The organism is Terribacillus aidingensis, from assembly GCF_040703035.1.
GTDB lineage: Bacteria > Bacillota > Bacilli > Bacillales > Amphibacillaceae > Terribacillus.
Map to the genome: position 1 here is coordinate 345,689 of NZ_CP159996.1, position 19,088 is coordinate 364,776.

The window sequence follows — 19,088 nt, forward strand, 5'->3', positions numbered from 1 at the left end:
CAATCGGAATGTATACGATTGATAGCGGGGTTTTTAAACTTTATTAGAAAAATCGATCGAAATATTTAACATTTTCTTAAAATTAACTTCAAGTTCTGGAAAGCCTGCCGATATATTGAAAGTCATTATACAGTGGGAAATAGCTGTGTAATAGCTATCATCAGGGGGATACTGGAATGAATTTATTGAAGAATGTAAAAATCAGGACAAAGATGCTTATTTTAATCTTGGTTGGAGCTATTGCACTAGGAATTGTAGGAACGGCTGGGATAATATATACCAGGGATATGGCAAAGGATGCCGAAATGATGTACAAGGAGAAGCTTCTCCCTAACTTGTCAATAAGTCAGATTCGAGTGAATAATAGATCGAACGATGCGTATGTATTGGAACTTATGCTTAACACGGACTCTGCGAGAAATGACGAGTTAAGTGAAATGCTTTCACAGTCCAGTGTTCAAGTAGAGGAAGAACTAGAAAAACTGGGAAATGGCGGTATGTCAGCAAGAGGAAAAGAAATCTTAGAATCTTATAATAAGGAACGCAATAAATTAAACGACATTAGGAACCGAGTGCTGAAATTTGCATTGGTAAATCAAAATGATGATGCATACAATCTTTTTGTAGAAGAACAGATCCCGCAGCGTACAGTAGTTAATGATATTCTGCAAGAACTGCAGGACCAGAATACGAAGGAAGCAGAACAAACTTATGTGCAGGCAACTGAGGACGTAAGACTAGCTACCATAGTCTTATCTAGCGTCATAGGTGTAGCCTTAATACTGCTGATTATAATAGGAATCCTTATATCGAAGCTTATCGTCTCTCCAGTGAAAGAGTTGCGTATTTTATTGGGCAAGGCGGCAGATGGAGATTTCAGTTCGGATGGCACGCATCAATCCAAGGATGAAATCGGCGAACTGACTGCTTCTTATAATGCTATGGCAGATGGTATGCGGTCTATTATTCGAGTTGTGAATGATACATCCCAGCAAGTGGCTGCATCTGCAGAAGAACTGAGTGCAAGTGCGGAACAAAGCAGTTCGTCATCTGAACATGTAGCCAAAACGATTCAAGAGCTGGCAGAGGGTTCAGTCCAGCAGCTTGAGCTAGTTACAACTGCTACAGGGACAATGGGCAGTATGGGGCAGCATACGAGCAAGCTGGCTTCAAACGCTCAGAATGTTGAAGAGGCAGTGCAAAAAACTTCTGAACTATCCATTCAGGGAGGGCATGCAATCAAGGATGTAAATGAACAGATGGAAACAATCACTTCCCATGTGCAGGAGCTTTCTGCGTCGATCGACAGTTTGAACAAACGGTCCCGGGAAATCAGTGATATTACGAGCGTTATCACGGATATCTCCGCACAGACCAATCTTCTTGCGCTGAATGCCACTATCGAGGCAGCGCAGGCTGGAGAGCATGGAAAGGGATTTGCGGTAGTCGCAGATGAGGTGCGCAAGTTAGCTGAGGAAACGAAGGGAGCAGCAGGACAAATTGCTGCTTTGGTTGACTTTATCCACCAGGATACGACTAAAACAATCGATCTGATGCAGCATGCAGCGGACGAAGTACAAGCTGGTACACGAGTTGTGGATCAAGCGGGCGGTTCTTTCCTTCAGATTGAAACTGCGGTAGCAGGTCTGGTGGATGAATTCAAAGAGGTGAGAGTTGCTCTGGAAGGTATGATTGCTGGTACAGATTCAGTCAATATGTCACTTGGGGATGTGAACGAGGTCGCAGAAGAAGGAGCAGCTTCAACCGAAAGTGTGTCAGCTGCAACAGAACAGCAGCTGGCTGCCATGCAGGAAATTGCGGCATCATCCAGTTCTCTTGCATTTATGGCAGAGGAACTTCAAACCGCTATTGCTCGTTTCCGTGTGTAAGTTAATTGGTTAGCAGATAGTAACCGATAAAGGATAAGATTAATAATAGAAAAACATATATCATCCATTTCATATGAACCCTCCTCTAAGAAGTAGACGGATACTTCCTGGAAAAGGGTTCATTTTTTTACATTGTTTGTAACCGAACTGCGCATACTAGTCGCAGTATGTACAAAGGAGGCAATGTAATGGATGCTTTTCAAGCAGGAGAAATCGTCTATGTAATTATCCGCAACCCCCATGCACAGGGAGTAGCCAATATACAAGAGGCTGCGGTCGTCCATAACCCGGAAAAGCCAGGGGAACTGGCTTTGTTTGTGTATGAAACCTATTATCCACTCAATGATGAGGTGGCGGTTTATCAGGATCTCGGAGAGGCGGAAGAAGCATATGTATCCGCTTTTGGCTTAGCCGATGGAGGCTATTATGGTTAAGCCATTTGTACCGCAGCTTGTGTATATAGAACCTAGGGCATTAGAGTATCCGCTCGGCGTGAAGCTGCGGAATAAATTCAGGGACATGGGTGTAGAAATACGCGAGACAACTTCCCATAATCAGGTTCGTAACCTGCCTGGTGATAATGATTTCCAGAAGTACCGAACTGCCAAATCAACGCTTGTCGTCGGCGTGCGGAAAACCCTGAAATTCGATACATCGAAACCTTCAGCAGAATACGCTATTCCATTTGCGACAGGCTGCATGGGGCATTGCCATTATTGTTACCTGCAAACGACGATGGGATCCAAACCTTATATCCGTACGTATGTGAATACGGATGAAATATTTGATGCGGCAGAGCAGTACATGCAGGAAAGAGCCCCGGAAGAAACACGGTTTGAGGCTTCCTGTACGTCAGATATCGTTGGTATCGACCATCTGACGCATACGCTGAAACATGCGATTGAATATTTCGGTCGGTCCAAGCACGGACAACTGCGATTTGTAACGAAATTCGCCCATGTGGATCATTTGCTGGACGCTGACCATCAAGGACGAACGCGATTCCGCTTCAGCATCAATGATGATTATGTGATCAAATATTTTGAGCCAGGAACTTCCCGTTTGAAGGATCGAATCGAAGCTGCGGTGAAAGTAGCCGAGGCCGGGTATCCGCTTGGATTCATCGTAGCTCCGATTTATTTGCATGACGGCTGGCAGAAGGGCTATCCGGAAATGCTCGAGCATCTGGAAGCAGCTTTGCCTGAACATGCAAAAAAGAACCTGACATTCGAATTGATCCAGCATCGATTCACGAAGCCGGCAAAGCGCGTTATCGAGAAAAATTATCCGATGTCGAAGCTTGAGCTGGATGAAAGCAAACGGAAATATAAATGGGGGCGCTATGGTATCGGAAAATACGTCTACCAAAATGAAGAGCAAGAAGAAATTAAGGATGTCATAGGAAGCACAATCTATAAAATGTTCCCGCAATCCAGGATTGAATATTTCACTTGATTCATCGGTTGACAATCGTATCTGTGCATGTGATAGTTAAGAGGACAATTAAATTTCGAGGAAGTCCACTAGGGGTGCCATTTGGCTGAGATAAGAGTGATCTTTATCCCTTTGAACCTGATCTGGTTAACACCAGCGTAGGGAAGTGGAGCCGGATTCGTGTATTTTCTGCACACTTGACTATACGAGTCGCTCCATACTTCTGGAGCGGCTTTTTTATATGGCCGGCGCCAATCACCCTTCCGACGGGGCTTTCTCCATAGGAGGAGAAAAACATGTTTTCTGCACAATTGAGAGAAGAAGCAAACCCGGTATTCGAAGCAATCTATGCACATCCTTTCGTAGAAGGAGTTGCGAGTGGATATGTGCCGCGTGAGGCATTGATCCATTATGTGAAAGCTGACTATGAGTATTTGACAGCATTTGCCCGTATTTACGGTTTGGCAGTCAGTAAATGCGAAACCCGAGAAGAGATGGAATTTTATCAGTCCCAAATTCATTTTGTCCTGCACAGCGAGATTCATCCGCATAACGTCTTCTGCAAGGTAGCTGGTGTGCAATACGAGGATCTGCAGAGGATGACACCACCGCCTGCTGCTGACCATTATATTTCACACATGATGAACAGTGCCGTACAAGGAGATATAGGGGAGCTGATGGCGGCGCTACTTCCTTGCCCATGGACGTATCAAGCGCTGGCGGCACATATTATCGAAACAAAGGCACCGGATGATTCCAATCCATTCCTGGAGTGGATTCAGTTTTATGCCAGCCGGGAAGATTGTATGCCGGATGTGACGTCAGAACTTAGCAAGCGACTGGACAAGTGGGCCGAGACAGCGGGTGCAGCTGCAAAGGAACGTGCAAGGAAAGCTTTTCTTAAGAGCTGTATGCTGGAGTATAATTTTTGGGAGATGGCAGCCACACAGCAAGACTGGATGATCCCATTGAAAGGGGCGTCCATTCATGCCTGATATAAAGAGCGCTTTGACAATTGCAGGAACAGACCCTTCGGGAGGGGCTGGAATTCAGGCTGACTTGAAAACTTTCCAGGAGCTTGAAGTATACGGAATGAGCATTGTCACCTCCCTCGTTGCCCAAAATACGATAGGAGTACAGGCAGTGCATCATGTTCCAGTAGAATTTCTTGAACAGCAGCTGGAATCAGTATTCTCTGATATCACCCCATCTGCTGTAAAAACGGGGATGATTGCATCAGAAGAGATGATGCGCTGCGTCGCTGCTGTTTTGATTAAATCAAAGACTGCCTATGTCATGGATCCTGTCATGTATGCTAAAAGCGGACATGCACTCATGGGAGAGAATTCCAGAGATGCATTGAAGAAACATCTTGTTCCACTCGCTGCCCTAATTACACCGAATATACCGGAAGCAGAGGAACTCACGGGTATTCGTATCGAAGATGAAAATAGCGTAAAAACCGCAGCGAAAATGATTGTCCAGGAATATGGGGCAAAAGCTGTCCTGATGAAAGGCGGTCATATGGAAGGAGCATCTGCGTCAGACTGGCTCTACGACGGAAATAGCTTCACAGTCTACACAGCAGAACGTATACAGACGAAGCACACGCACGGGACGGGATGCACGTATTCTGCAGCAATAACCGCAGAACTGGCTAAAGGGAAATCTCTGCAAGAAGCAGTCCGGATCGGTAAGGATTTTGTAACAGATGCGATTTCGTATTCGCTTCAGCTTGGAAAAGGGAATGGTCCGACAAATCATTGGGGGTACCGTCTGCAAGGTGTGCCAGTCCAGGAGGAACAGCATGATGAAGTATACTGATGTGATAAAGCAAGTCCGGGAGAGAAATCCATTGATTCACTGCATTACCAATCAGGTTGTCATTAACTTTACGGCGAATGGTTTGATCGCACTCGGAGCTTCTCCTGTGATGGCATCAGCAAAGGAAGAAGCCGCGCAGATGGTCCAGCATGCACAGGCGCTGCTATTAAATATCGGCACACTTGCCGCAGCAGATGTGGAAGCAATGATCCTAGCCGGAAAAGAAGCGAATAGGCTCGGAATACCAGTAATTTTTGATCCCGTCGGAGTAGGTGCCACAGCGTACAGAACAGAGACGGCCCGCCGCATATTGGCGGAGGTGGATGTCACTGTTATTCGCGGTAATGCAGGTGAAATATCCGTCCTAGGCGGAACATCTGTCAAAGTGAAAGGTGTAGATGGATCCGATGATGGTATTTCACCAAGAATTGTGCAGCAGCTGGCCAGGGAATTGGATGCTATTGTGATTGCAACCAGTAAAATAGATATCCTTTCAGATGGGAACCATACGTATAGTGTAGCTAATGGGCATGAGATGCTAAGTAAAATAACAGGGTCTGGCTGCTTGCTAGGTGCCGTTATAGCGGCATGTGCAGGAGTAGCTGACAACGTACTGAAAGCTTGCATCGGTGCTCTTGCCTTTTATGGTATTGCAGCAGAGAAAGCGGCTAAGACAGTAAACGCTCCAGGCAGCTTTCAGATTGCTTTTCTTGATCAGCTTTATTTGTTAGAAGATCAGGCGATTGATTCGGAGAAGGTGGAACAATTCGAAGTGAAAACATAAAGGAACAATCAGCAGCGTGTGGCTGCTGATTGTTGGATATCATTTTTCTGGATGAGGATGAGGGCCATGCCTGTGCGGTTTCGGAATGAAACCATCCTGCTCTAATTGTTTAAACCTTTGATCCAAATGCTTCTCGATTTGATCTGCTTTCTCTTCAGAGAAAACACCATATTCAACGTACTTCTCAATGATTTGTTTTTCCTGCTCTAATGCCTGTTTTTGCAAAGCTGCTATTTCTTGCTTCTGCTCTTCTGTCAGTACATCAGCGACAGCTTTGTCAGCCGCAAAACCGGCAGCTGGATTGGATATGACCAATCCGAAGCATAGAGCGATTACTACAGCCCCGGCTTTCATCCATTTCAATTTTATCATCTCCTTGTTCAAAGCTTGGGCTTACTTTACGCAGTTTTGGGATTGCTATCCATCTTCCACACTTTTTCCTAATTTGGGAGAAAGGAATTTTTGACCTGAGGAATGGGAACATGTTCAACACATAATGGGGATGTGGAATGTCTTAATTGGAAAAGGAGTAATACACATGAAAGAAGAATTGGAGCTATATTTCATCATGGGCAGTCAAAACTGCCAGGATAAGGACCCGGAGGACATACTGGAACAGGCGCTTGAAGCTGGAATTACCATGTTCCAGTTACGTGAAAAAGGGGAAGGGGCTAGGACTGGACAGGAGAAGAGACAGCTGGCTGAACGACTTCAGGCAAGGTGCAGGGCACATAGCGTTCCTTTCATTGTTAATGACGATGTGGATCTTGCGATTGCGATTGGTGCAGATGGCGTGCATATCGGACAAACGGACGAAGCGATGCAGCAAGTAAAGGCGCGCTGCCCAGAGCATTTCATTATTGGTGTGAGTGCTCAAAATGCCGAAGAAGCTAAAAAAGCAATTGAGGATGGAGCCCACTACATCGGTGTCGGGCCAATTGCCGCTACTCGCACTAAGATTGATGCCAAATTCCCGATTGGACTGACGGGACTGCGTGAGATTCGGAAACAAGTTGGTGACTTTCCGATGGTCGCGATCGGGGGGATTAATCAGAAGAACGCCGAGGCTGTACGGCAAGCCGGAGCGGATGGTATCTCTTTCATTTCTGTCCTAACCAAAGCGGCTGATATCCAGCAGGCAGTAAATGAGCTGAAGATGGAAAAGGTGCACAAGTGAGTGCATCTTTTTTATTTTGTGGAATTAAAATGTAAGTATTTGGTCACAATTCGTTCTATACGCTATCTATATTCTCTTATACGATGAAAGAGACATTTGAAAATTGGAGTGGTAAATATGAAGAAGTCAATGTTGGTCTTGCTGGCATTGTTCTTATATATGCTGCCGCAGACTGTGTCCGCTCATGCAGTACTGACGGCATCGGATCCAGGACAAGGTGATATAGTGACAGAGAGTATGGATGTCTTCACTCTGACATTCAATTCGGATGTGGAGGATGTAGTAGAGACAATAGTGACAGTCAACGGACAAGCACTAGCCACTGATTCTGCAGCCGTCGATGGGACGACTGTTACCGTCCCATTAGCAGAGGAAATGATTGATGGGGATTATGAGTTCAGCTATAAGGTGATTTCAGCTGATGGACATGAAGTTGGTAATACAGTTTCCTTTACAGCAGAAGGTCTGACCTCCAATGGGGAAAGTAGCGAACAGGAATCGGAAGATCAAAATGAACAAAATACACAAGTGAACGAACAGGAGCAAACAGCTGCAGAGAAATCGCATGAAGAAGAAGATTCCGATTCAGGTTTTATCATAACGGGATTGGTGATTATCGTCTTACTTTGTGCCGCTGTTTTGTTCTTCACTTATCGTAAAAGGGACTAACTCACCGTGATTCTCGTTCCATTGTTAGAATTACTGTCGTATATCGCTTTTTCTTTTCTCGCTGGTCATCTTGTTTTCCAGTTTGTACGCAAGGAAGAAGCAGCAATCCGGACACCGCGAAGTGACGTATTAGCCGCTGCTGCTTCTGCGGCGCTAGTCACGAGCGGTCCTGTTATCAATCTCGTTTCTCTGATAGGTGCACAGAATGGATATGGGCAGGCATTGAGCCAAGTATTTTTCCAATTTACAGCTGGAAGAGTCTGGATCGGTATCTTCGTTCTGGCTATCTTTGTCTGGCTGCTGATTTATTTCAACAAATTTCCTCTTCTCACGCTTATCCTGTTCCTTGGCATGCTATTTCTTAGTGCGTATGGCAGCCATACAGCAACAGAGGGTGGGTTGATCGGTGCTTTTGCTCATTTCATCCATTTGGGTGCTGCTGTTTTTTGGGTCGGTGTACTGATTCATGTATGTTTTTATGCATCAGAACAATTCAGTTGGGAAAGTTTCTTGAAATGGTTTACGCCATTCGCCATTTTGCTGGTCATGCTGGTAATGGCTAGCGGCATAACCGTCATGCTTTTCGCTATGGATATTCGAAACTACGGAAATGCGTTGATGCTGACATATGGACAAATGCTGTTCTTGAAACATATCGTATTCATTCCAGTACTTGTATTTGCTGTCATTAATGGCATTCTTGCACGTAAAGCTCACCGTGATCCTGCATTTCGTCCGCTTAATTGGATCCGAGCCGAAGCAATCCTGCTGGCGATTGTATTCATTTGCACAGCGATACTTGGCACTTCTGCCACACCCGCCGATATTCCAGCGACATTAAGCAATGAGGGTGCTGCTCCGATATTTGGCAGCATTTTTCCTAGTGTGACAGCTGAAAGTGTCGCAACCTGGCATTGGGGTGTGTTTGGGATTATTTGCTTCATCGGATTTGGCCTAATTTTGACTAGTATCGTCTATCTTTTCAAAAAAAGAGCTGCAGCAAGCTTCGCCTTGGCGGCCGCATTCGCTGCTTCGGCACTTTTGTACACTGCCATAATGACTAGTTTGCAATTTTAATAGGTGCATATAACGGCATTATTCCACCTTTGATCACAGAAAGTTTCCGCTAGGCAAACATTCTGCAGCGAAAAGGAAATAGAAATTGGAATAATGTCTTTTTTTGTGCGCTGCTGTCGTCTGTTTTCCCAATACATTTCCAAGTTAGCCTATGCTAGATTTACTGTAATAGTTTCTGAGAGTCTAGAAGGACAGAGGGTCGGTCTCCACTTCAGTGACTATAAAATCTAGCGAGGTGATCGAATGAAAAGAAAACTGGCAAGTGTCGCTGCTGTCGCAATGATAGGGTTATCTGTATTCCAGCCGTTGCAAGCATCAGCTGCTCCTGATGAAACGGCAAAGAATGAGGAAGTTCGCGTTCTCGTAAAGCAGAAGGACGGTGTGTTTTCCACCCAGGCTACAGACAAGGTCAAGGAAGAGCATGGCGTTCGCAACAGTTTCGGTAAGGAAGGGTTTACTACTGAGGTATCTGAAAAAGAGCTCAAGGAGCTAAAAGCTGATAATGCTTTGGAAGTAACCGAAGTAAGTGTATATACGAAGCAGGAAGTGTCCGAGAAACGGGATGTATCAGCACAAGCGGTATCTGATCGTACACCATGGGGAATTCAAGCAATCTATAATAATCCATCGATAACTAGAACAAGTGGCGGAAACAATATCAATATCGCTGTTCTTGATACTGGTACATCTGTCAATCACCCTGACCTTGCTGCCAATGTTGAGCAGTGTGTCGACTTTACCCAAACGTCCAGCGGACAAGTGAACGGTACTTGTGTCGATCGTGATGGACATGGTACCCACGTCTCCGGTTCTGCGCTTGCCAATGGCGGTAATGGTTCAGGTATCTTCGGTGTAGCACCGGAAGCAGATCTATGGGCATATAAAGTACTTGGTGATGATGGTCGCGGTTATTCCGATGACATCGCAAATGGAATCCGGAAAGCTGCCGATGACGGAGCAAACCGTGGTGAGAAAGTAGTTATCAGCATGTCGCTTGGCGGCGGACAAGATTCTCTTATCTCCAGCGCAGTTCGTTATGCGAACAGCAGGGGTGCATTAGTCATTGCAGCAACTGGTAACTCTGGACCATATGAAGGCTCCATCGGCTATCCTGCTGCACTGCCGGAAGCTGTTGCAGTTGCCAACCTGGAGAACCGTCAGCAAAACGGGACATACCGAGTTGCTGATTCCTCCTCCCGAGGCTACAGTCGTACAGATGGCGATTATGTCATCCAGACAGGTGATGTGGAAGTAGCTGCACCGGGATCAGCGATTCTTTCCACTTATCCAGGAAACACGTACGCATCATTGACTGGTACATCCATGGCAACACCGCATATCTCTGGTCTGGCAGCAAAAATCTGGTCCGAGAACACTAGCCTGAGCAGCTCCCAAGTGAGACAGACATTGCAGTCACGTGCGCGTTCCAACGATATCCTTGGCGGCTATGGTGCTGCCAGAGGCGATGATTATGCCTCCGGTTTCGGTTTCCCTCGTGTTCAATAATCTTTAGAAATGAATGAAGAAGGCTCCTCACGAGGAGCCTTCTTTTTTATAGCTTCTGAGGCAATTGCCATACAAGAAGACCAGAAATGCTAGCGATGCATCCTCCAACTACAATTGTTGCTCCTATGCCGATCCACTCAGATAGGAGACCCGCGCAAACAGAGGCAACAGGGAGTAAGGTAAACGTAATGAAGCGGGATGTGGATTGGACGCGACCTAGTAAATGCCGTGGAGTATAGCGCTGCCGAATTGTTTTAATGATCGGGTTAACGGCACCGGCAGCCGCTGTTCCAACCATATTGAAGCAAGCTGCCAGCCAGATAGTTTCTGTCAGCCCGATGCAGATGATGGATAAACCGCCAATTACTTTAGCTGCGAATAATATTTGTTTGTATGTAAAGAACCGATCCGCAAAGAAACCCAGAGATGTACCTAGAATAGCTCCAATTCCGCCAGAAGATAATACAATGCCAAGCAGCAAAGGGTCTTTTGTGAGTTGGTTTACATAGATGACCAGCAAAACAATGAGAAATTGTATGCCGAAGTTGGAAATTAGTAAGATGAGGTTGGTGTACCAAATCTCTTTCTGTTGATAAATGAAAATGAATCCTTCCTTCAGCTCGTGTATGTAATTGGAAATGGAGAATGTCTTAGAGCTGGTCGTTTGCTGTTTGTATGGAAGCAGGAGCACTAACCAAACGGCGAATAAGGAAAGTCCGCTTACTGCTACTAAGCTGTAATGGATGCCAAAGAATAAAAGCACGACACTACCGATGCTCGGTCCGATTACAATGGTAATCTGAAAAAGAGCGCTTTCCAGACTATTGGCATAATGAAGCTGCCGATCGGCAACTAGATATGGAATGGCAGTAAATTGAGCACCCTGGTAGAATTGACCGGCGAAGCCGATGCATATGGATATGATACAGACAAGCAGGAGACTTATCTGGTTTGTTAGAGCGAATACACTCAGTAGCAGAAAACAGAGAAAGCGGGCAAGGTCAGCAATCAGCAGGACATGCTTCCAGTTTGTACGGTCGAGAAAAGGACCGATAAGAGGCTGCAGGAGCATCGTCGCCCGCTCTGCAGCTATTGCAATCGTAACGGCGATAGTGGAAGAGGTAACCTCAAGTACTAGCAGAGGCAGCAGGATGCTGTATACTTGTCCAGCCATAGAAGCCATTGTGGTGCTCATCATCAGGCGTGATAGCGGATGGGTTAGCGTGATTTTCTGCACAGTCATGTAATCACTCTTCCAAAAAGGTTCGCAGTTCATGATCCAGGGAAGCAATACTATCTTTATTTGCGTAGTAAGCCTGTTTATCTGACTCAATAAGTCCGGCGGATTTGAGCATCTTCAAGTGATGGTGCAGTGTTGATTTTGCGACGGGAAGCTGCTCTGCTAATTGCTGCAGTGTTTGTTCACCTTCCATCAATCGTTTCAGCAAGTTAAGTCTGGTTGCATCACCCAATGCCTTGTACTTTCTTACAAGCATCGTATCCGGATTATATCTGTTGTCTGGATCGATGCTATTAGCATGGATGGGATAATAGAAAACTTTTGTAGCAGGCAGGTCTGCACTGATGGTCCATGGTCTGTAGTGGAAATGGGGAATAAACAGTATTGTATCAATAGCATCATCTGGCTTGTAGCTTGTACTATTTATCACCCAGCGTATGAAGGTCAGTTTATCCATTGCGGGCAGCTTTTGTTCTTTATTTGCGACGTCTCGCTCCAGCATACCCAGTAAAAGCCTATCCTGCGGTTTGATCACTTCTTCGAACCATTTCTTCATAACGGAGATCAAATGTTCTTTCAGGGAAGGGATATCTGCATTGACAATAAAAGCGATATAATCCGGAAAGAAAGGGTTATCTGCAGTAACTTCTTGCAAAGTGGTCAGTGAGCTTTCACTACCTTGAGCAGCCTGCATTCGGTGCTTTTCGAATGCGCTGCCGATATAGGGAAGACTTTGTTCCCGTAATGTCTGGTCAGGCATGTTTGAAACCTCAGCTGTCCATTCCTCCAAGGTTCTGGCGTTTGAGTAGTGCAGCAGCTGAAGAAGCGTCTTCCAGGTGTTGCATTGATGGATCTCGTGAAGTTCGTGCTGTAGCTCATTCGAAAAGCCATTTTCAGGATCATTCCACATCTTTTCCACATGCTCGAGCGTCCCGGCCAAAGAAGCATTCGTGACAGCGGCAATTCCTAAAGCAGCTTCCCATAGTAACGATTTTTCAAAACGAATGGTATAATCATGTTTTGCTTTAAAGCCTGTCTGAATTATCTGCATATCTATCACCTCAAGAATAATTCTATATTAATAGAATATTATATTCAATAAAATTCGAATAAAGGAGGAAGTAAATGCTAAACTATCATCGTGCATTTGGTGTTTATGCAGTTATACATAAGAAGAGCGATTTGCTTGTTATCCATAAAGGAAGCGGCCCTTATATCAATCGCTACGACTTGCCAGGTGGAAGTCTGGAAAGCGGGGAAGGATTGCTTGAGGCTGTCATCCGTGAAGTGAAGGAAGAAACTGGAATGACTGCAGCAGTGAAAAAGCAGATTGGTGTTATCGATTTCAAGCTTCCGTGGCACTGGAAGGACTTTACCCATGTACATCATACGGCTGTCTTTTATACAGCAGAGGCAACTGGCGAATTGCATATACCGGAGCAGTTTACAGGACAGGATGCGAGAAGGGCAGAATGGGTCTCTATTCATAATTTATCCATTACGAACAGCTCACCTTTGGTCTTGCAGGCGGTCAAATGGCTATGGTCGTCTGAATTGCCATTAGAAACAATCGTCTATTCAGAGTGGGAAATCAAAGAGGAGAGTTTCCTGGAAGGAGATCAGGGTATTAGATAAGGAAAAAAGAGGGTGCAGCTTAGGTGAAAAAAATAGGTTTGTATGCATTCTGTTTGTTGTTTATTGTGGCTGGTGTCTCACATTTTGTATTGGATGATGGTTTCGTTGCCATGCTGCCAGCGTATGTACCGCTGCACTATACATTGATTTATCTGACTGGCATAGCAGAGATTCTCCTGGCCATTGGATTACTTGCACCCGCTACCAGGAAATTAACTGCTATCGTCACTGTTATTTACTTGATTGCAATCTTCCCGGCAAACATATACAGCGCAGTGTATGATATACCGATGCCAGGCTTTGAGGAGACAAATCAAGCAATCCTCTATGCTCGTCTTCTTGTACAGCCGGTACTTATCTGGTGGGTTTGGAAGGTTACGAGATAAAATGCATCTGCAATTCCTCAAGAGCTTCGCATATATTGGGAATATCATGTATGCCGAGGTGACCTATGCGTTCCATCAGTTTGTGTATGATTGTAAAAAATGAAGAAGAAGTGCTGACCGGTTGTTTGGAAAGTGTCCAGGAATTAGTGAATGAAATAATAATTGTAGATACAGGATCTACTGATCGGACAAAGGAGATTGCGGCGAATTACACGTCACAAATCTTTGATTTCGAGTGGATTGACGATTTCTCCGCTGCTAGGAATTACAGCTTCAGTAAGGCAACGGGAGAATATATCATGTGGCTCGATGCGGATGATATTCTTTTGCCGAAAGACCAGGAGGCTTTCCGTACTTTGTGGAGAGATCTAACCGATGAAGTGGATGTTGTATCAATGTATTATCATACATCACTTGATAGTGCGGGCCGGCCGCTATACTTGTATAGAAGAAATCGAGTCGTGAAACGGAGCAAGAACTTCCGCTGGCAGGGTGCTGTGCATGAATACTTGGAATTCGGCGGAAATATCGTTGATTCGGACATAGCCGTCACGCATCGGAAGGGCGATAAAACCTTTACGATTTCGGACCGCAATTTAAGGATCTATGAGTCCTACGTCGCTTCCGGCAGGGAACTCACACCACGTGATAAGTTTTATTATGCAAATGAACTGAAGGATCATGGAAAGTTCGAGCGTGCCAAATCTTATTATATGGAGTTTCTTCAATCAGAGAAGGGCTGGGTGGAGGACAATATCCGAGCGTGCCAATATTTGGCGGATTGCTGCAAGGCCGAAGGAGATATGGAGGCATATCGTGCGCATTTGTTCCGTTCCTTTCAGTATGATCGGCCGCGACCTGAATTCTGCTGTCTAATCGGTGATTTGCTGACCGAAGATCGTAACTATCATGCAGCTGCGTATTGGTATGAGCAGGCTTTAGACTATGAAGGAAAGGAGCTGCCAGGCTTCAGTGTACCAGCGTATACGACTTGGTATCCTTATTTGCAGCTGACGCTTTGTTACTCCCGTATCGGTTCGCTCGATCAGGCAAAATCAGCCCATGAAAAAGCTGTGTCCTATAACCCGGATCATCCGAGTGTCCGTCATAACACAGCATTCTTTGAGAAGCTCAGTCTTTGATTTCCTTTTGATGCTTCCTATGTCATAATACGTACTATCAAGGAAAGATATGGAGGATTAGTTGTGGCATTAGATATTATTGCTTGGATTATCATTGCGGTGGCATTCATCGCAAGTTTTGCGGGAATTGTCTATCCTGTCATCCCATCTCCGTTAATGTTATGGATTGGATTCTTAGTTTTCCAGTTTATGCTCAGTGATGGGGATTTATCTGTAATCTTCTGGATAGCGATGGTTATCCTGACGGTGATTTTAATCATCTCGGATATTATTGCTAACAGTTATTTTGTTAAAAAATTCGGCGGCAGTAAGTGGGGCGAGCGAATCGCAGCAATTGGTGTAATTGTTGGTTCCTTTATTATCCCGCCTTTTGGCATCATTGTCGTGCCGTTTGTAGCAGTGCTTGTGACAGAGCTGGTTCAAAAAAGAACACCGAAGGAAGCTATCTACTCTTCTATCGGTTCATTGCTGGGCTTCCTTGGCGGCTCGATTGCTAAGATTATCATTCAATTGATCATGATTGTGTGGTTCTTTATAGCAGCCTTTGTATAAGAAAAAGCGAGCATTTTGCTCGCTTTTTCTTATGCGTATTCTGTTTTTTGTAATCTCATATCGAAGATGTAATATCCGAATGGAATAACAGATGCTAGCAAGGCTAAAATTGCCCATTTCAAGCCCCAGCGGACTTTCAGAGTAGTGTATCCGGTCCAAACGACATACAAAACGAACAAACCGCCGTGGATGGCACCTATGTAGGTGACGAAGATCGGTATATCCATCATGTATTTTAAAGGCATTGCCATGAACAATAACAAAAGCAAGGAAGTCCCTTCGAGAAATCCGATGATACGGAACCATTTCAATGTCGCTTGCATGAAAGCCCTCCCAAAAACTATTTATAAATAGTATAAGCAAGCTTGCCCCTATTTACCACTCCTCGGGAGAACTTGTCATAACATTGTCAAAATATCATTTCACATCATAGATGGACGGACGCCTGTCCTGAAACACGGGGATGCGGCTGCGCACGTCATCCACTTGATCAAGATCTGCTTCACCATAAAGAATGGTTGCTTCCTCTCCAGCTTCAGCAATGATTTCGCCCCATGGTCCGATGATCAAGCTGTGTCCTGCAAATTCATTAGCTGGATCACTTCCTGCACGATTGCAAGCAACGACGTAGCATTGGTTTTCGATTGCTCGGCTGAGCAGAAGCGCCCGCCAGTGATTGAGTCGCGGCTTCGGCCACTCCGCAACGACGAATAGCACTTGCTGATCGTGAATCATATGCGTACGGATGAATTCAGGAAAGCGGATGTCATAGCAGATGACACCAGCTGCTCGCTTATTTCCTATGGAAAAGGAGGCAGATTTGTCGCCTTGGGTCAGAAACTTCTCTTCATCCATCAACCGGAATAAATGCGCTTTATCATATTCATGCAGCAGCTCACCAGCAGGTCCGAAGACAAGCATCGTATTATAGACACCTGCTTCGGTCTGCTTGGCGATGGAACCAGCGACAATGTATTTTTGATATGTCTTAGCTAGTCTGCTGATGAAGCATTTCGTCGTTTCTCCCTCTGTATCACTAATGTTATCAAGCCTTGTCAGGTCATAACCAGTTGTCCAAAGCTCAGGCAGCACGAGAACATCCGCATTTTCCTGTGCTTCTGTTATTAATGCTTCCACTTTGCTGTAGTTGGCTTCCGGATCACCAAAAACGATATCATGCTGAATTAAAGCAAGTTTCATTGTGTCACTCCCTTATTTGCCGCAACGAATGTCTCGACACTTTGCATGGCGTCCACCACTTGATCTGAATCGGATACATGCATGAAATGAATGGATTCCCCTGGAGCGACAGCGCCGTCTGCTGCAATTTTCATCGCTTTATCCATATCTTCTTTTACGCCAAGCTCTTTAAGTACAGTTGGCAATCCGAGCTTTTGATAGATAGGAAGCAATGTGCGGATTTCTTCGAATTTTTCTTCCAGTGCAAGCTGAACAAGAATTCCGTAAGCGACTTTATTGCCGTGCAGCTGCTCGTGCGTTTCTGGAAGTCTTGTCAGTCCGTTGTGAATGGAATGAGCACCAGCAATACGGCCATATTCATCACCGAAACCGCCAACCATTCCGCCAGCCATGATGATCGTTTCTGCAACGCGGAGAAATGCACTGTCAGCATGCTTGTTTTGCAAAGAACAAATAGCAGCATCTCCCTCCGCTATAAGGATATCCCGGCACAACCTAGCTGCGTTGCGGGATATTTGGACTGCAAGCGGCTGATCCGACATGTGTTCGGTAAGTGCATCCGCTTCGTACCATTTAGCCAATGTATCGCCAATACCGGCAATCAGATAGGTTACAGGTGTCGTTAGCAGCAGCTTCGGCTCGACTAGCAGCATAAATGCACTGCGCGGAAACACTGTATATTCGACGAAATTACCTGCTTCATCATAGAAAACACTAAGTGAAGCCCATGGGGAGCAGTTAGAGACAATCGTTGGAATCAGGATGACCGGCAATCCTGCATCATTGGCAGCAGCTTTGGCAGTATCCAGCACTTTTCCGCCTCCGACACCGATTATGAATTGAGCAGCTTCGTCCTTTGCGATATCTGCTAATCTGGCTGCTTCCGCATGTGTGCACTGGCCGTTATAGGCTACTCGTTTCACTGGCAAATCGATTGGATCCAGAAACGGGGAAGCCGCTTTCCAGGAAGCATCTCCGTGGATAAGCAATCCATTGGTCCAGTTCAATTCTTTAAGTCTTGCTGGAAGGCTTTGTAGTATATTATCCTCGCAGGCGTAATAATTCGGAGCGCCTTTTATGTTGATGGTCATGTTGTCACCTCATTGATTTTTTACATAAAAAAACTCTTCCAGACGAATATGGAAGAGGAATGGCGTGTGTCTCGTCCCCTTATCCCTCAGCGTCTAGCTGTTGGATCAGCACCGTGTGCAAATAGCACCGGTTGCCGGGCTTCATAGGGCCAATTCCCTCCGCCTTCTCTTGATAAGAGTGTGTGATTCATGTATGATTTGTTCATTATCGCATTCTATTTCCAAGACTGTCAAGATTGGTAATAGTCAGAATAAGATGTGAGAGACCACAGGAGAGTGAGTAAGATGGATTTTCCGTTTTCGGATGCATTGAAACGTTTGCCGGAACAGTTTTTTGCCGGCTTAGTACATAAAGTAGGGTTGCTGGAGAAGGAGGGGCACGATATCATCAAGCTCGGACAGGGAAACCCTGATCTGCCGACGCCGCAGCATATCGTAGAGAAATTGAAGGAAGCCTCCGATAATCCGGCTTATCATAAATATTCACCTTTCAGAGGCTTTGATTTTCTAAAACAGGCAGTCTGTGACTTTTATGATCGGGAATACGGTGTGAAACTAGATCCCGCAACAGAAGTGGCCATCATGTTCGGCTCTAAGACAGGTTTGGTGGAGATCAGCCAATGTCTATTGAATCCAGGTGATGTGGCACTGCTTCCGGATCCCGGATATCCCGATTATATGTCCGGTATCGAACTTGCCCAAGCGCGGACATCACTCATGCCATTAACCGCAGAAAATAAATTTCTGCCTGATTATACTGCTATTCCTGCAGGTGATTTGGAAGAAGCAAAGATGATGTTCCTGAACTATCCGAACAATCCGACTGCTGCTACTGCGGATCAGAAGTTCTTCGATAAAACAGTGGAACTGGCGAAGGAACATAAGATTTGTGTATTGCATGATTTCGCTTATGGTGCACTTGGGTTTGATGGAAAAAAACCGCAGAGCTTCCTGCAGTCCGAAGGCAGTAAGGAAGTTGGCATTGAAATGTACACTCTATCCAAAACGTATAATATGGCTGGCTGGCGCATCGCCTTTGCAGTTGGTAATGCATCTGTTATTGAAAGTATCAATTTAATCCAGGATCATGTTTATGTGAGTCTGTTCGGGGGCATGCAAGAGGCGGCAGCTTATGCGCTGACAGCGGATCAGACATGCGTGGAGGAGCTTGTCCACAGGTATGAGAGCAGAAGAGATGCTTTCATTGGCCATCTACGTGCTATTGGCTGGGAGGTACCGGAGCCAAAAGGAACCTTCTTCGTTTGGCTGCCAGTTCCTCATGGTTACACGTCTGAGGAATTCGCTGATCTGCTGCTGGAAAAGGCGCATGTGGCGGTCGCTCCGGGCAATGGTTTCGGGGAATATGGGGAAGGATACGTTCGCGCTGGTTTATTGGATACAGAAGAAAGATTGCTGGAAGCAGCGATGCGGATTGAAAAGCTTGGTATCTTTTCTAAAGCATAAGAAAGAGCCAGTCCCGGT

Annotated in this window: 21 protein-coding genes and 2 riboswitches; of the genes, 15 read left to right on the top strand and 6 right to left on the bottom strand. The window is 45.4% G+C overall.

What is annotated here, in order from left to right; all coding sequences use genetic code 11:
* The first annotated feature begins 176 nt into the window (after window positions 1–176).
* The 6 genes from ABXS78_RS01920 to thiM all read left to right on the top strand — a co-directional run bounded on the left by ABXS78_RS01920 (window position 177) and on the right by thiM (window position 5,931).
* Window positions 177–1,889 (top strand): methyl-accepting chemotaxis protein, encoded by a 1,713-nt coding sequence (locus ABXS78_RS01920; RefSeq protein WP_366248693.1) that lies wholly within the window; start codon window positions 177–179, stop codon window positions 1,887–1,889.
* A gap of 188 nt (window positions 1,890–2,077) precedes the next feature.
* Window positions 2,078–2,323, top strand: coding sequence for a transcriptional regulator SplA domain-containing protein (locus ABXS78_RS01925; RefSeq protein ID WP_038557971.1), 246 nt, complete (start codon window positions 2,078–2,080; stop codon window positions 2,321–2,323).
* A complete protein-coding gene (gene splB / locus ABXS78_RS01930) occupies window positions 2,316–3,344 on the top strand; it encodes a spore photoproduct lyase (RefSeq protein WP_095223987.1) in 1,029 nt (342 codons plus the stop codon). The genes ABXS78_RS01925 and splB overlap by 8 nt, the downstream gene beginning before the upstream one ends.
* 60 nt (window positions 3,345–3,404) lie before the next feature.
* A riboswitch (TPP riboswitch) is annotated at window positions 3,405–3,505 on the top strand.
* A gap of 114 nt (window positions 3,506–3,619) precedes the next feature.
* Complete coding sequence (gene tenA / locus ABXS78_RS01935) at window positions 3,620–4,318, top strand: thiaminase II (protein WP_366248694.1); 699 nt, start codon at window positions 3,620–3,622, stop codon at window positions 4,316–4,318.
* Window positions 4,311–5,147, top strand: a complete 837-nt coding sequence (thiD, locus tag ABXS78_RS01940) for a bifunctional hydroxymethylpyrimidine kinase/phosphomethylpyrimidine kinase (RefSeq protein ID WP_366248695.1) — start codon at window positions 4,311–4,313, stop codon at window positions 5,145–5,147. The genes tenA and thiD overlap by 8 nt, the downstream gene beginning before the upstream one ends.
* On the top strand, window positions 5,131–5,931 hold the full coding sequence (thiM, locus tag ABXS78_RS01945; protein ID WP_366248696.1) for a hydroxyethylthiazole kinase: 801 nt from the start codon (window positions 5,131–5,133) through the stop codon (window positions 5,929–5,931). Before thiD ends, thiM begins: the two co-directional genes overlap by 17 nt.
* A gap of 39 nt (window positions 5,932–5,970) precedes the next feature.
* Here thiM and ABXS78_RS01950 read toward each other — a convergent pair whose 3' ends face one another.
* A complete protein-coding gene (locus ABXS78_RS01950; RefSeq protein WP_366249854.1) occupies window positions 5,971–6,285 on the bottom strand; it encodes a YckD family protein in 315 nt (104 codons plus the stop codon).
* 184 nt (window positions 6,286–6,469) lie between these two features.
* On the opposite strand from ABXS78_RS01950, the gene thiE reads away from it, so the two are divergent.
* From thiE to ABXS78_RS01970, 4 genes are all read left to right on the top strand, one after another.
* Window positions 6,470–7,108 carry a thiamine phosphate synthase gene (thiE, locus tag ABXS78_RS01955; RefSeq protein WP_366248697.1) on the top strand — a complete coding sequence of 213 codons (639 nt, stop codon included), beginning with the start codon at window positions 6,470–6,472 and terminating at the stop codon, window positions 7,106–7,108.
* Between the two features lie 117 nt (window positions 7,109–7,225).
* Window positions 7,226–7,777 carry a copper resistance protein CopC gene (locus ABXS78_RS01960; protein WP_366248698.1) on the top strand — a complete coding sequence of 184 codons (552 nt, stop codon included), beginning with the start codon at window positions 7,226–7,228 and terminating at the stop codon, window positions 7,775–7,777.
* Between the two features lie 21 nt (window positions 7,778–7,798).
* Complete coding sequence (locus ABXS78_RS01965) at window positions 7,799–8,854, top strand: CopD family protein (protein ID WP_366248699.1); 1,056 nt, start codon at window positions 7,799–7,801, stop codon at window positions 8,852–8,854.
* Between the two features lie 243 nt (window positions 8,855–9,097).
* Complete coding sequence (locus tag ABXS78_RS01970; protein ID WP_366248700.1) at window positions 9,098–10,360, top strand: S8 family peptidase; 1,263 nt, start codon at window positions 9,098–9,100, stop codon at window positions 10,358–10,360.
* Window positions 10,361–10,406: 46 nt separating this feature from the next.
* On the opposite strand, the gene ABXS78_RS01975 is transcribed toward ABXS78_RS01970, so the two are convergent.
* Both ABXS78_RS01975 and ABXS78_RS01980 read right to left on the bottom strand, forming a co-directional pair.
* Window positions 10,407–11,603, bottom strand: a complete 1,197-nt coding sequence (locus ABXS78_RS01975) for an MFS transporter (protein ID WP_366248701.1) — start codon at window positions 11,601–11,603, stop codon at window positions 10,407–10,409.
* A gap of 4 nt (window positions 11,604–11,607) precedes the next feature.
* A complete protein-coding gene (locus ABXS78_RS01980; protein ID WP_366248702.1) occupies window positions 11,608–12,651 on the bottom strand; it encodes a metalloregulator ArsR/SmtB family transcription factor in 1,044 nt (347 codons plus the stop codon).
* A 74-nt stretch (window positions 12,652–12,725) separates the two neighbouring features.
* On the opposite strand from ABXS78_RS01980, the gene ABXS78_RS01985 reads away from it, so the two are divergent.
* The 4 genes from ABXS78_RS01985 to ABXS78_RS02000 all read left to right on the top strand — a co-directional run bounded on the left by ABXS78_RS01985 (window position 12,726) and on the right by ABXS78_RS02000 (window position 15,315).
* On the top strand, window positions 12,726–13,235 hold the full coding sequence (locus ABXS78_RS01985) for an NUDIX hydrolase (RefSeq protein WP_366248703.1): 510 nt from the start codon (window positions 12,726–12,728) through the stop codon (window positions 13,233–13,235).
* Between the two features lie 23 nt (window positions 13,236–13,258).
* Window positions 13,259–13,621, top strand: a complete 363-nt coding sequence (locus ABXS78_RS01990) for a hypothetical protein (RefSeq protein WP_366248704.1) — start codon at window positions 13,259–13,261, stop codon at window positions 13,619–13,621.
* 65 nt (window positions 13,622–13,686) lie between these two features.
* On the top strand, window positions 13,687–14,763 hold the full coding sequence (locus ABXS78_RS01995; protein ID WP_366248705.1) for a glycosyltransferase family 2 protein: 1,077 nt from the start codon (window positions 13,687–13,689) through the stop codon (window positions 14,761–14,763).
* A 63-nt stretch (window positions 14,764–14,826) separates the two neighbouring features.
* Entirely contained in the window at window positions 14,827–15,315 is a 489-nt protein-coding gene (locus ABXS78_RS02000) for a DUF456 family protein (RefSeq protein WP_366248706.1), read from the top strand.
* Between the two features lie 29 nt (window positions 15,316–15,344).
* Here ABXS78_RS02000 and ABXS78_RS02005 read toward each other — a convergent pair whose 3' ends face one another.
* The 3 genes from ABXS78_RS02005 to ABXS78_RS02015 form a co-directional block, all read right to left on the bottom strand.
* Entirely contained in the window at window positions 15,345–15,638 is a 294-nt protein-coding gene (locus tag ABXS78_RS02005) for a DUF3817 domain-containing protein (RefSeq protein WP_095224001.1), read from the bottom strand.
* A gap of 94 nt (window positions 15,639–15,732) precedes the next feature.
* The gene (locus tag ABXS78_RS02010; RefSeq protein ID WP_366248707.1) at window positions 15,733–16,515 is read right to left on the bottom strand and encodes a carbon-nitrogen family hydrolase; all 783 of its coding nucleotides are present in this window, start codon (window positions 16,513–16,515) and stop codon (window positions 15,733–15,735) included.
* Complete coding sequence (locus tag ABXS78_RS02015) at window positions 16,512–17,606, bottom strand: iron-containing alcohol dehydrogenase family protein (protein ID WP_366248708.1); 1,095 nt, start codon at window positions 17,604–17,606, stop codon at window positions 16,512–16,514. The genes ABXS78_RS02010 and ABXS78_RS02015 overlap by 4 nt, the downstream gene beginning before the upstream one ends.
* A 76-nt stretch (window positions 17,607–17,682) precedes the next feature.
* Window positions 17,683–17,785, bottom strand: a riboswitch (SAM riboswitch).
* 106 nt (window positions 17,786–17,891) lie between these two features.
* On the opposite strand from ABXS78_RS02015, the gene ABXS78_RS02020 reads away from it, so the two are divergent.
* Window positions 17,892–19,070, top strand: coding sequence for a pyridoxal phosphate-dependent aminotransferase (locus ABXS78_RS02020; protein WP_366248709.1), 1,179 nt, complete (start codon window positions 17,892–17,894; stop codon window positions 19,068–19,070).
* Window positions 19,071–19,088: the final 18 nt, after the last annotated feature.